Origin of the sequence: Serratia sp. Ag1 (assembly GCF_000743355.1) — a bacterium.
Taxonomy (GTDB): domain Bacteria; phylum Pseudomonadota; class Gammaproteobacteria; order Enterobacterales; family Enterobacteriaceae; genus Chania.
Map to the genome: position 1 here is coordinate 21,448 of NZ_JQEI01000024.1, position 12,847 is coordinate 34,294.

10 protein-coding genes are annotated in these 12,847 nt (G+C 48.6%); all 10 read left to right on the forward strand.

The annotated features are described in order from the left end of the window. The 10 genes from IV04_RS14815 (at position 1) to IV04_RS14855 (ending at position 12,773) form a co-directional block, all read left to right on the forward strand. A complete protein-coding gene (locus IV04_RS14815) occupies positions 1 to 1,398 on the forward strand; it encodes an efflux transporter outer membrane subunit (RefSeq protein WP_037400579.1) in 1,398 nt (465 codons plus the stop codon). After that, positions 1,395 to 2,645: a beta-ketoacyl synthase gene (locus IV04_RS14820; protein WP_037400581.1), complete on the forward strand. Its 1,251-nt coding sequence runs from the start codon at positions 1,395 to 1,397 to the stop codon at positions 2,643 to 2,645. The genes IV04_RS14815 and IV04_RS14820 overlap by 4 nt, the downstream gene beginning before the upstream one ends. Before the next feature lie 2 nt (positions 2,646 to 2,647). Next, positions 2,648 to 3,451: a MaoC/PaaZ C-terminal domain-containing protein gene (locus IV04_RS14825; RefSeq protein WP_081893226.1), complete on the forward strand. Its 804-nt coding sequence runs from the start codon at positions 2,648 to 2,650 to the stop codon at positions 3,449 to 3,451. 14 nt (positions 3,452 to 3,465) lie between these two features. Further along, positions 3,466 to 3,714 (forward strand): acyl carrier protein, encoded by a 249-nt coding sequence (locus IV04_RS14830; protein ID WP_037400584.1) that lies wholly within the window; start codon positions 3,466 to 3,468, stop codon positions 3,712 to 3,714. A gap of 4 nt (positions 3,715 to 3,718) precedes the next feature. Continuing rightward, the gene (locus IV04_RS14835; RefSeq protein WP_037400586.1) at positions 3,719 to 4,453 is read left to right on the forward strand and encodes an SDR family NAD(P)-dependent oxidoreductase; all 735 of its coding nucleotides are present in this window, start codon (positions 3,719 to 3,721) and stop codon (positions 4,451 to 4,453) included. 712 nt (positions 4,454 to 5,165) lie between these two features. Continuing rightward, positions 5,166 to 8,006 (forward strand): GLUG motif-containing protein, encoded by a 2,841-nt coding sequence (locus IV04_RS14840; protein ID WP_051916822.1) that lies wholly within the window; start codon positions 5,166 to 5,168, stop codon positions 8,004 to 8,006. 77 nt (positions 8,007 to 8,083) lie between these two features. Next, a complete protein-coding gene (locus IV04_RS14845; protein ID WP_051916823.1) occupies positions 8,084 to 9,781 on the forward strand; it encodes a ShlB/FhaC/HecB family hemolysin secretion/activation protein in 1,698 nt (565 codons plus the stop codon). A 652-nt stretch (positions 9,782 to 10,433) separates the two neighbouring features. Further along, positions 10,434 to 10,982 carry a tyrosine-type DNA invertase gene (locus IV04_RS25320; protein WP_072010903.1) on the forward strand — a complete coding sequence of 183 codons (549 nt, stop codon included), beginning with the start codon at positions 10,434 to 10,436 and terminating at the stop codon, positions 10,980 to 10,982. 495 nt (positions 10,983 to 11,477) lie between these two features. Further along, complete coding sequence (locus IV04_RS14850; RefSeq protein WP_037400588.1) at positions 11,478 to 12,002, forward strand: fimbrial protein; 525 nt, start codon at positions 11,478 to 11,480, stop codon at positions 12,000 to 12,002. A 96-nt stretch (positions 12,003 to 12,098) separates the two neighbouring features. Then, complete coding sequence (locus IV04_RS14855; protein ID WP_037400637.1) at positions 12,099 to 12,773, forward strand: molecular chaperone; 675 nt, start codon at positions 12,099 to 12,101, stop codon at positions 12,771 to 12,773. Positions 12,774 to 12,847 lie beyond the last annotated feature (74 nt).

The following is a 12,847-nucleotide window of genomic DNA, read 5'->3' on the forward strand; positions in this document are numbered from 1 at the left end:
ATGAATAAAATTTCTTTGGCTATCGCGATCTCACTGGTGCTGACGGGTTGTGGCTCTTTAGTAAAAAGTGATTACCAGCAACCGATGTTGTCGGTGCCTAAACAGTGGCGGGTGCAAGATACAGGGGCGGGTTTTCTGCAACAGACCGATCACTGGTGGGAGAATTTCAACGATCCACAACTTTCGATGTTGATTGGCCGAGTGTTGACCAGCAACAACGATCTGGCGATTGCCGGGCTGCAGCTGAAGCAGGCACGGTTGGCCGCTGGGTTAACCAATACCAATTTGACGCCGGATGTTTCCGTAACCGGCAGTGCCAGCAACACCAAGAACCTGCGGGAAAACCGTGAACCAGTAGAATCTTACGGCGCTGCGCTTGGTTTGAGCTATGAGCTGGATCTGTGGGGCAAGCTGGCGCGTGCGCGTGAACAAGCAGAGTGGCAAGTTAAAGCATCGGAACAGGATCGGCAAAACACCGCGTTAACGCTGATTGGTACGACCGCGCAACTCTATTGGCAGATTGCCAACCTGAATCAGCAGATCGTACATCAGCAAGCGGGCCTGGATATTGGTAAGCAAACGCTAGAGCTGGTGCAGTCACGCTATGCGGCAGGAGCTGCTGGGCAGATCGAACTGTTGCAGGCGCAACAATCGCTGCTCGATCGTGAAAACCAGTATCAGACCCTGCAGCAACAGCGGGAGGCGGCGCGTAATGCCATGGCGATCCTGTTCAACCGTGCGCCGACCGATCGCCAGCCTGAACGAACCTCTTTGGATATCACACAGAACGTTGCCATTGCGCAGACTCTGCCATTGGAGGTGATCGCTCGCCGCCCGGATGTGCAGGCGGCAGAGGCACGTTTGCGCGCTACGTTGGCCGGTTCCGACGTTGAGCGCCTGAGCTTTTATCCAACATTGTCGCTGAGCGCTACGCTGGGCGCGGGCAGCGCTATTTTCCAGCAATGGTTCAGTAACCCATACAGAACGTTGGGAACGAACGCTGCATTACCGTTTATCCAGTGGAATAAAGTGCAACTGACCATCGAAAAGTCGGAGCTGGATGTGCAGCAGGCGGCGATCCAGTTCCGCAGCAAAGTGTACAGCGCCTTATCTGATGTGGATAACGCGATGACACAGCGCCTGAGTTACCAACAGCAACGGATCAATCAGCAACAGAATCTACAGCTTGCCGAGCAGCGCTGGATTCTGACGAAGAGTCAATACGAATCGGGTGCGGTTGCTTTCAAGACGTTACTGGATGCGGAAGACGCGCTGCTGACCAGCAAAATAAATCTGTCACAACTGCAATATAACTATCTCAATGCCACCATGACGCTGTGGCTGGCCTTGGGCGGCGGTGTGGAAAAAGATAATGATACAAAAGGAATAAAATCATGAATAAAGACTCTTTGCCACGTCGCGTGGTCGTCACCGGGTATGGTGCCGTCACCCCAATGGGGATGAATGCTCAGCAAAGCTGGGCGGCAATGATGGATTACCAGTTAGGTTACCGTTATTACGATAGATCCCAGGCTGGGATCCAGTCCCGCTTTATGGGGCTGATTGATGAAGAACCTAATCTGAAAGGGATCCCGGCGGCCATCCGTCGCCGTTCGCCGCGTTTTGCCCGTTTGGCCCTGGGAGCGGCGCGTGAGGCCATGACCATGGCATTCGACAGTGGAAGCCCGGCAGATTACTACGACTTGTTGGATTGTGGCGTCATCATGGGGACCGGCTGGGCCGGGCAAGATGAAACTCAGGTCAACTACGATGATTATAAAAGGGTTGGGTTAGGATCGCCTTTTGGCTGCTTCCTGACGATGCCTAATGCGGCTACCGCTGCCTGTAGCCTTTACTGGGGCTTGCGTGGTTACCAGAGCACCCCGATTGCCGCTTGTGCGACAGGGACTATTGCGATTGGTGATGCCTTTGAAGTGATCCGTAGTGGCCGTGCTTCCATGATGCTGGCCGGTGCTGGTGAATCGTTGCGCACTGATTTTGCGGTCTGGAATATTGATATCCTGCGCGCCCTAGCGAGCGAACAAGAGGACATCACAAAAGCCTGCTGCCCGTTCAGTCTGGATCGTAACGGTTTTGTGTTATCCGAAGGGGCTGCCGTTTTGTGCCTGGAAGAGCGCGAAGCAGCACTGGCGCGGGGTGCGACCATCCTGGGTGAGATTAAAGGATATGGCAACTATTCCGATGCCTTTGATTTCACCGCACCAGCGGAAGACAAAATCGCCAGAATAAAGACCATTCAGTTTGCGTTGCAGCAGGCCGGATTGAATGTTGACGAGATTGATTACATCAATGCGCATGGCACCTCGACACAGCTTAACGATCTGAACGAAACCGAAGCGATCAAACTGGCGCTGGGCGAAGCCGCCTATACCACCCCGCTTTCCAGCACCAAGTCTTATTCCGGGCATCTGATTGCCGCAGCGGGTAGTTTTGAGTCGATCATCTGTCTGCAGGCATTACAGCACCAACTGATGCCCGCGACCTGCCACCTGAATAACCCCGATCCGGCCTGCGATCTGGATTACATCAGCGAAGGGCATCGCCCGGCCAAATTGCAGAACACGCTGAATCTGAGCTTTGGTTTTGGGGGCGCCAATGCTGCCCTGGTGATCGGGCAGGCATGAGCATGAACCTGACTTACACGGTGCGTGACGCAGAAGAGTGGGCGGCCTTCTCCGGGGATTACAACCCGATCCATTTTGATCTGCAGTATGTGCGCAATATGGGGGCCGAACAACTCAGCGTCCACGGTATGCGTGCGATGTTGGATATGAAACGCCACCTGAGTGCAGCGTTGTTGGCAACTTCGCCACAGGAGGCGTTTTATACCTGCAGTACGCGCCTGCGCCATCCGGTGCTTTGTCATACCCCGTACCAGTTGCAGATTACTGAAAACGGTAAGCAAATCACCGGCAAATTGCTTGATAGCACCACCCAAGAGTGCTGTTTCAGCAGCAAACTGACGGCGTCACAGCCGTTGGCACTGGCGAGTCAGGGGCAGGAGCATCGGCTCCCTTTGGCCGAGGTAATGACCCTCAGCCAGCAATTCCCCGGTGAGGCGTCAGATACGGCTCAGACTTGGGGATTCTTTGATGCATTACTCTTCCAGCTTCTGGTGAAGTCGCCGGAAACCCTGGCGATGGTTACAGAGACTCTGCCAGAGCTGACGGCGGCGACGCTGATTGATGTGTTTGCTCAGATCCCGGTAGTTCAGACGCATCATGAAACCCAGTTCAGCGCGAAATTATTGCTGCCTGATGCACATTACCATCTGGTAGAAGGTTTGGATTATGCCATCCAGCCGATGCTAATCATGGGCAGCAGAGACAGTGGTTTTGTTCTGCGTACCGAGATCCAGGGCAGAGTACAGCAGCAGCCGCTGATCACCACCGCCGTAACATTGAAAACATGGCCGTTGGCCAGTCATTAAATAAGGATATAAAAATGGAAAAGTACGAACAGGTTTATAACACCGTTTGCGAAATGATTTGTGATGCTAAAGATCTGGAGATGTCCGATTTGTCTCCTGAAATGCCTCTGCACCAGTTGAAATTGGACAGCCTGGACTATGTCGAACTGATGGTTCTGGCCAAGCGTGAATTTGGTGTGACGCTCACTGCTGAAATGTTTATCGATAAGCCGGAAATGACGCTTGATGAACTGTGTCAAATGCTGATGGAAGAGCCGAAATAATTGTATGACTAAACAATGGGTATTGGTCACCGGTGGTAGCCGGGGCATTGGCCGTGCGCTGGTGGAAGAGCTGGCTAAACAATGGAATGTAGTGTTTACCTGCCGCAATAGCCAAGCGCAGAGTGCCGAGGTGATCGCAGCTTGCGCCGGTTTACCCGGTTGGGTTGAAAGCTGCGTCTGTGATGGTAGCGACGAAGAGGCGGTGAATCAGGTTGCCCCCGAGTTGTTGTCGCGTTTCGGTGCGCCTTTCGCCGTGATCCATAACGCGGGTATCACGCTTGATGGACTCCATATTCAGCAAAATGGCGACAACTGGCGGCAAGTGATGGATACCAATTTGAACGCGATATTCTATTGGAACCGACATTTGCTGCCAGCCATGATGGCGCAAGGGGAGGGGGCATTGGTATTGATGTCCTCTGTTTCCGGTGTTAAAGGCAATATTGGGCAAACGGCCTACGCTGCCACTAAAGCGGCAATGATTGGTATGGGGCGCTCATTGGCGCTTGAGGTCGCCCGCTTTGGTATCCGGGTGAATTGCCTGCTGCCGGGGATTATTGAAAGTGATATGACCGATGCCATTCCGGCGGAAGCGTTGAAAGCGTTGCGGAAACAAATTCCATTGCGCCGTTTGGGCAAGGCCAATGAAGTCGCTCGTACCGCTGTATTTATGATTGGTGATGACAGCCGCTACATGACAGGGCAATCTCTGATCCTGGATGGTGGCCTGACCGTCTGAAGCCGCATGTTCCTTATTGGTGGTGTCTCTGTGACTATACAGCGGCAGCCCTAAAAGCCATAGCGGGCTTTTGGGGCTAATCCAAAGTGGCGGGGATATTTGTCCCAGAAAATCTCGTGGTTTCTACCTCTATTCTGTTCAAACTCAAATGATCACCTGTGCTCAAGGGATACACTGTTTGAGTCTTGAGCTATTTCACCTTCCTGTAATACCCTGCCCATTTTAATTTACATCTAATCAATACTCATTTGGGGTTATTTTGCCTTTTGGGAGCAAATTTGAGTTTAATTCTTTAATTTAATAAGAATTAACCTGATAATAATTAAAAATAAATTCAATTGGTTGATTTTAAGCTGTTTTGTTTTTTGATTTCAATTTATTTTAATGGGTTTGTTCTGATTTGTTTCAGTGATTCATTGTTGGTTAATTACATTCGGTTGGTTTTTTGTTGCAATAAAATTGTCAATTTAATTTTTTATTGATGTGGGTTATGTATAGCCGATAAATTATTTGTATTTTCTGGTGAAATAAATGTTTGTGGAAACATGGACATAATTAAATTCCTCTACTAGATTTTTTTAACCTGTTGGTTATTGCTTCTTTTTTAAAAAGATCGGTGCCTGTGTCAGGTGTTTAGTGTGATGTTTATTTTCCAAAGCTCAAATTAATTATGTCCATATTATTTCTATTTCCTTGGATGGAGATGTTATTCATGAGTAAAGCAAATAGTTCTATAGGCAATACCTCATTAAATCGCCTCACGCTGGCCATTTTGGGCAGCCTGGCGTTCGGCTCCAGCTATGCGGCAGATCTGCCAGCCGGTGGTGCAGTCAAATTTGGTAGCGGTACCATCAGTCAGCCAACCAACCAACAGATGCAGATCAACCAAAGCAGCGATAAGTTGGCGATTGAATGGCAGAGTTTTAATGTTGCCGAAGGCAGCAAGGTTAATTTCCAACAACCCAACAGCAACGCCATCGCGTTGAACCGGGTGGTGGGGACGGAAGGCTCCAAAGTGATGGGGCAACTGAACGCTAATGGTCGTGTGTTCCTGGTCAACCCGAATGGCGTGCTGTTTGGCAGTAATGCACAGGTGAACGTTGGCGGGCTGGTGGCTTCAACCCAGGATTTGACCCCCACCAACTTCTCTCTGGGTAAATACAACTTCAGCGGTGGCAATAGCCCGGCGAGCGTGGTTAACCAGGGTACCATTACCGCCAAAGATGGTGGTGCGGTGGTGTTGCTGGGCGGCCAGGTGAGCAACCAGGGGAATATTCAGGCCAACCTCGGCAGCGTGAAGCTGGCGGCGGGCAAAGCGACCACGCTGGATTTCGGCGGCGATGGTCTGGTGAATATTCAGGTGACGGGCGCGGCGGCGAATGCATTGGCGGAAAACAGCGGCTTTATTCAGGCCGATGGGGGGCAGGTGGTGATGAGCGCTGCCTATGCCAACAGCAACGTGCTGCAGACCGTGGTGAATAACACTGGCACCATTCAGGCGCAAACCCTGAGCAATAAGTCGGGCAAAATCGTGCTGAGCGGTGGGCAACAGGGACTGGTCAACGTGGACGGTATTCTCGATGCCAGCACTGCCGATCAGGGTAACGGCGGTAATATCGAGACCAGCGGCCAGTCGGTCAATGTCAGCGCCAGTGCCAGTGTGGATACCCGTGGTTTTGGTGGTCAGACCGGCACTTGGACCGTGGCAGCCGACAAGTTGAACGTGAATGACAGCACCAGCAGCAATAAAGTCTCCGCCCGCGCGGTGACAAATAGCCTGCGTACCAGCAATGTTGAGCTTATTAGCAACAGCGGCGATTTGACGTTGGGCAATGATGTCAGTTGGAGCACGGCCAATCAGTTGCTGTTAGCAGCACAGGATAACATTGTGCTGAATGCCAACCTGAAAGCCACGGGCAAGAATGCCGGAGTAGCCTTTATTGAAGGCGGTGACTATGTGTTGGCGAAAGGGAAGAGCGTTACCCTTTCTGGCCAGGGCGCGAGCTTCAGCAATAATGGCCAAAGCTATACCGTGATCCAGAATGTGAATCAGCTACAGGCAATGGAAAACGATCTGGCCGGGTATTATGTGCTGGGCAATACCATCGATGCCAGTTCAACCGCGCAGGGGGCTGGGTTTAGGCCGATAGGTGGTGGAGGTGTTTATGAAGAGAACCCTTTTAGCGGCATATTTTCCGGACTTGGGCAGACCATTAATCAACTCACTATCAAAGAAGGGCGAGGCTATTATTCCTCTCAGTTTGGTTCCCTTTATCGATACAGTGGTTTATTTGGAACCTCTACGGGGGAACTTCGCAATGTCGGGTTGGTGGGTGCTAATGTGAGTGCCGGTGGCCTTGTGTCCGGTATTATTGAAGGAACAACATTCATTGACGATTATGATGCTCTTGGGCGTCAACGTCCATACGACTATGTAGGTGGTTTAGTTGCTAAACAAACAGGAGGGAGCATTCATGACGTTTATGCTGAAAATGTTAATGTTAACAACTCAGTCACCAACGCTTATCGTATAACTGCAACCGGTGGGTTAATTGGGCATGCCGATGTTACGGTAATAAATAATGTTTATGCTACAGGGACTGTGAAATCTGATCAGCAAGATGTAGGAGGATTGATTGGTTCTTTATATGGGAACCCATTCACTGGACAGATTTCTTACCTCAGTAATAGCTATGCTGCTGTCAATGTTAATGGCACTCATAACGTCGGTGGCTTAATGGGAATAGGAGGTGGAGCCATCAGCAACTCTTACGCGACAGGCAATGTTGTTGGAACCGGTACAAGTGTAGGCGGATTGATTGGTTCGAGTAGTGGAATGCTGAGCAACCTATATGCTTCAGGAGATGTGAGTGGTGGTGGATATCATATTGGTGGTCTGATTGGAGCTTTAGGGGCTGGATATGATAGCCCGACATTACTCATTGATAGCTACGCTTCTGGGAAGGTTAGTGGGCAATATCTGGTCGGTGGGTTGGTGGGTGGCGCTACTAGTGCAGTTGATTATGGTGGCAGTACATTGACTATCAGCAAGTCTTATGCAACTGGAAACGTAAGCGCGAGTAGTTCTAGTGTTGGTGGCTTGGTTGGTAGCCTTTGGAGTTCCGAGATTAATGACTCTTACGCTACAGGGAGTGTCACAGGTTCTATGACTGTGGGCGGTTTGGTAGGTACTGTTGCGCAATCAACTATAAGTAACTCTCATGCTACAGGGAACGTCATTGCAACAATTGTAGCCAATGGGTATCAGTCGCAGGCTGGCGGCCTAGTTGGCTTTATGCAGCGCTCAGCTATCAAAGACTCTTATGCGGCGGGTAATGTCACGGGAGGTCAATATGTAGGTGGGCTTGTAGGTTCGGTTGTTCAATCAACGATCAATAACTCGACAGCTCGTGGGAATGTTGCTGGTAGTACCTCTGGTGTTGGTGTTCTGTTCGGAGGAGTTGATTATAAGCCAGAGACCATTATAAGTAATTCCTATGGTTACGGCACCGTGAATGGTAGTAAATGTACAGGTTGGTACTGCGGTCTGTAACATCCAATTTTAGCCTGGCACAAGCCAGGCTTTTTACTGCCGATATCAAGCTACCCCTAACCTGACAAGACAACGTAATGACAAACAATAAAAAAAGTTCCCGGCCACGCAATGCCTGGCCTTGGTTGCCGCTACTGCTGGGATTTGGCAGTGTGCAAGCGGCGACGCCAACCCTACCTGATGCCGGGCAAAGCCTGCGTGAACTTGATACCCGTCGGCCAATGCTGGCACCAACAACCGCCCCCGAGCTGGGGCTGCCTATGCCTGCTAAACCTGCCCCAGCGGCACCTGCCAGCGATGAGCAGGTTACGGTCAAAGTGAACACGTTTACCCTGAGCGGCAATACGCTATTTTCTAACGCTATTCTGCTTGCGCAACTGCAGGAATACACCGGACGTGAACTGACGTTGCCGCAGTTATATGAGGCGGCACAGCGTATCACCACCTATTACCAGCAGCGTGGTTATGTGCTTAACCGTGCCTACCTGCCGGAACAGGAGATTGACAACGGTGTGGTGAACATCGCCATATTGGAAGCGCACTATGGCGAGATCAAAACCGACAACAGCTCGCGTCTTTCTGATGCCACGTTGAATCGCCTGATCGGCAGGATCGCGCCAGATGAGGCCATTAACGCCGGTAAACTGCAGCAAACCCTGTTGTTATTGAATGATACGCCTGGCGTGCAGGCTCGTTCGACACTGCTTGCCAGCAAAAAACCGGGTGCTGCCGATCTGCTGGTGGAAGCTAAACCGACACCTTTGCTTAGCGGTAACCTTGAGGTGGATAACTACGGCGGCAAATATACCGGTAAAAACCGCTTGAATGCCGATGTTGCGATCAACAGCCCGTTAGGTTTGGGGGATCGTCTGCGCTTGCGTGGTTTGGCTAGCGATGAGCGGCAACATTATTACTTTCTGTCATACGATGCCCCGATAAATCGCTGGTTTACCCGCTTGGGGGCTGCGTATTCCAATATGGACTATACTCTGGGAAAAGATTTTGCCGATCTGGATGCGTACGGTAATGCTCGCACTACCAGTGCCTATATCTCCCAACCGTTATTCAGAAGCCGAACGTTAACCATCAGCAGTCAACTGCAGTTTGACGACAAGCGGTTGCGGGATAACATCGATCTGTTCGACAGCAAAAGCCATAAAAACAGCCGGTTGTGGACGGCCAGTCTTAGCGCTAATGGCCAGGACAGTGTTGGCGGTGGTGGGTTAAACTTTGTTTCCGCCAGTATCAGCAACGGTAACCTGGAGATGACTGATCCCACCACTGCACAGAACGATAGCCAAACTGCGCGCACGGCGGGTAACTTCAGCAAATTCAATCTGACTGCCCTGCGGTTACAGGCGATCAGTGAACGCTGGAGTGTCTATAGCCAGTTTAGCGGTCAGCTAGCGTCGAAAAACCTCGATTCTTCAGAACAATTCTCGCTGGGGGGCGTCAACGGTGTGCGGGCTTATGCATCGGGCACTGCCAGTGGTGATTTGGGCTGGATGACGAATCTAGAACTGCGCTATGCGATCGCTCCTGCCTGGCAGTGGAAAACCTTCTTTGACTATGGTGGAGTGCGAACCAGTAAATCGCCGTGGACAACGGATAAAAACCACCAACAGCGTGGTGCCTTAGGAACCGGAGCCAGTTGGTTTGGCGATCAACGTCAGGTTTCACTGCAACTGGCGTGGCGGGTAAATCACCCCGATAACAGTGACAGCAAGCAGGATGGACAACCGCAAGTGTGGCTGCAGGCATCACAGGGTTTTTAATCGCTTGTCCCTATGCCCGTTTGGTTACGCTACGGGCATAAAACTTTCTTATATGATGCTCCATCGGGTTGTTGTCTTATTCGAGCCATTATCTCCCCTCGCCCTTGTGTTTTAAAACCGAGTTATAGGTTTGACGCATGACTAATGTTGGACGGAATAGATCAACTTTTTAGGTAAAAAAAGGAAAACTCTCTGTGTTTTTTATTGGAATAATCCTGCATTTTTGCGCTAGTTTCATTTTTTTCATAGGATGAGTTAATTCACTCTCAATTGACTTAGCAGGCATTTTAGCTATTAACTTCTGTACCGCTTAATCTATGTGGTAGTTATTTCTACCATTTCAATTCTTTATTGATTAATAAAGAATCTCTTTTTTGATTTGTTTTTAATCATTAAACATAAGCATTATTTAACTTGCTGATAATTTTTGAGATTATGCTGTTTTGATATAACATGAGAAGTTCTTAACCTTGAGTGTTAATGTTTTAGAAACACTAATATCATAAGTGTTACACTTAAGCTGATCGGTTATACTCTGTTCAGGATTCAGGATGTTATCCGGAGGTAGGGGCCAAAGCTCCTGAAAGCTATTGTGGAAATGACAAAGGAAAAAGAAATCCACATTTTTCTTTGTGAAGATTAACGAGGTTGTATGACTAGTCGTAAGCATTTAACACCTTCTGAGGTGGAAAAGTTGCTTGAGGCAACCCTAAAAGGTAAGAATCCTGAACGAGATTACTGCTTGATTTGGATGTGTTTTATTCATGGCTGTCGAGTGAGTGAGATTAATAGTTGGCGGTTGTCCGACATCGATCTTGAGGGGGGCAATATCTATATTCATCGACTGAAGAATGGCTTCTCGACAATTCACCCTTTGTACATGCGTGAAAGGAAGTGCCTACAACGCTGGTTGGCAAAAAGAAAGCATTACAGAGGGGCAGATAGTGAATGGTTGTTTCTTTCTAACCGGGGTGCTCGTTTATCACGCCAACGAATCTACTGGTTAATTCGTAATTATAGTGAGGCTGCTAATTTAGAGGTGAATGCTCATCCACACATGCTCCGTCATGGCTGTGGTTTCGCATTGGCAGATAGAGGGATAGACACTCGCTTGATTCAGGATTTTCTTGGGCATAGGAATATTCAGAATACGGTATTATATACCGCAAGCAATGCCAGAAGGTTTAAGGAAGTATGGTGATTGACACGTAATTAAATATGTCTAAGGAGTCACTTTGAACTAAATTGCAACATACTCTAAGGATGCTCAAAAATAATGTCAACACTAACGATTCAATATTTTAGAATTCGCTAAAAAATCAATAAAAAACAAATAGTTAAAAGAGTAATGTTCTTCTTGGAAACCCAATTATATCTCGGCTTTTTCTCAAAAAAAACAAGTGTAAATCTCCACTAAAAATTAGCTCATTTTTTGACTGGAATTTTATCCCGTTAAATTAATTTATTCAGATTTAAAATCTGAATAAATTAATTTATTTTTTAATTTTGGATTTTTCCTCTAAAGGAGTCACTTTAGTTCAAAATGAATCGTTTGGCTGGAAAGGTTTGCGCTGCTCAATACCTATTGACGGAGGGAGCTTCCAGGCTCTGAACTAAATAAAAAGGAATGACATAGGGTTATGTCAGAAATAAACAAGTGCACGTATAAAGTGCATTATTTTAAAGGAAAAGTAGTATGAACAAGAATCTTGTCGCCGTTGCCATGTTAGCTGCCTCCGCGTTTACCGCCAATGTGTTTGCTGCAGATGGTAAGATTAATTTCACAGGGAGCATTATCCCTAACCCTTGTACTGTTACTGGTGGTACAGCCGATCAGACTGTTAACCTCGGTACTATTGGTGTGACCGCATTCCCTGTTGCTGGTGCTCTGGCCGGTGCTCAATCCTTTACCCTGAAACTGACTAACTGCCCAGATACTATCACTTCCGCTCGTGTAAGTTTCGACGGTACTTCAGCTTCAAATGATAACTCTGTGCTGGCTTTGACCCCTGCTGCAGACGCTGCTACAGGCGTTGGTGTTCAGATCACTGATAAAACGGGTGCAGTAGTTAAGCTGTTCGACAGATCTTCTGAGTACGCATTGGCCAGTGGTACTGCTGTTAATAACCTGGATTTTGTTGCTCGCTATATTTCAACTTCAGCGAACGTGACTTCTGGTTCTGCTAACGCCGTTACCAACTTTACTATTGTTTATCCTTAAGTTTTGTCTGCCTGATTTCACCAGGGCAGCATAAAGCCTGGTCAGGGGGAATTCCCCCTGGCTTTTCTCTATATGGTTTAAATGGGTAAACAAGAAATGAAAGTTTGGCAGAGCGCAACAGCCGCAGTGCTATTATTGATATCAGGCTTGCAGGCTCAGGCGGGTGTTGTCATTGGCGGAACTCGTTTGATTTATGATGGAGCGAAAAAGGAGTCTTCTTTAAATATCAGTAACCCTGATAAGGTTCCTTATCTGGTTCAGTCTTGGGTTGATACTCAGGAAGGTGATACCTCTAAAGCCCCATTTATTATAACGCCGCCACTATTCCGCTTAGACGGTGGGCAAGATAATATTCTGCGTGTGGTACGTGCGGGGGGCAATCTGCCAACCGACAAAGAGTCTTTATATTGGCTCAATATTAAATCTATTCCTTCCGCAGAGAAAAAAGATAATACGCTGCAAATCGCGGTTAAAACCCGCATCAAGCTGATTTATCGTCCACAGGGGTTGCAAGGTTCGTTGGATCAGGCGGCTCAGGCATTAAAGTGGCAACGTAGCGGCAATGCATTGCAGGTGACGAACTCTTCGCCTTATTACGTTACCTTCTTTAACGTCAAGGTTAACGGTAGCCCTATCAAGAATGCAACCATGGTTGCACCACAATCCAGTGCTCGTTTTGATCTGCCTGCGGGTGTCAGCGGTGGTGCACTGAGTTGGGAAATTATTAATGACTACGGCGGTACCAGTAAACCTTTTACCGGGAATTTATAAAGCACACGTCAAGATAATTAAAAATCAATCCTTGTACAGGTAATGACAGGGAAAGGACGCGGCTTGCCGGAATC

Excerpts from the sequence above, each read along its gene's own strand:
- IV04_RS14825 (WP_081893226.1), top strand. The coding sequence starts at position 2,648 with ATGAACCTGACTTACACGGTGCGTGACGCAGAAGAGTGGGCGGCCTTC.
- IV04_RS14850 (WP_037400588.1), top strand. The coding sequence starts at position 11,478 with ATGAACAAGAATCTTGTCGCCGTTGCCATGTTAGCTGCCTCCGCGTTT.
- IV04_RS25320 (WP_072010903.1), top strand. The coding sequence starts at position 10,434 with ATGACTAGTCGTAAGCATTTAACACCTTCTGAGGTGGAAAAGTTGCTT.
- IV04_RS14845 (WP_051916823.1), top strand. The coding sequence starts at position 8,084 with ATGACAAACAATAAAAAAAGTTCCCGGCCACGCAATGCCTGGCCTTGG.
- IV04_RS14855 (WP_037400637.1), top strand. The coding sequence starts at position 12,099 with ATGAAAGTTTGGCAGAGCGCAACAGCCGCAGTGCTATTATTGATATCA.
- IV04_RS14835 (WP_037400586.1), top strand. The coding sequence starts at position 3,719 with ATGACTAAACAATGGGTATTGGTCACCGGTGGTAGCCGGGGCATTGGC.
- IV04_RS14840 (WP_051916822.1), top strand. The coding sequence starts at position 5,166 with ATGAGTAAAGCAAATAGTTCTATAGGCAATACCTCATTAAATCGCCTC.
- IV04_RS14820 (WP_037400581.1), top strand. The coding sequence starts at position 1,395 with ATGAATAAAGACTCTTTGCCACGTCGCGTGGTCGTCACCGGGTATGGT.
- IV04_RS14815 (WP_037400579.1), top strand. The coding sequence starts at position 1 with ATGAATAAAATTTCTTTGGCTATCGCGATCTCACTGGTGCTGACGGGT.
- IV04_RS14830 (WP_037400584.1), top strand. The coding sequence starts at position 3,466 with ATGGAAAAGTACGAACAGGTTTATAACACCGTTTGCGAAATGATTTGT.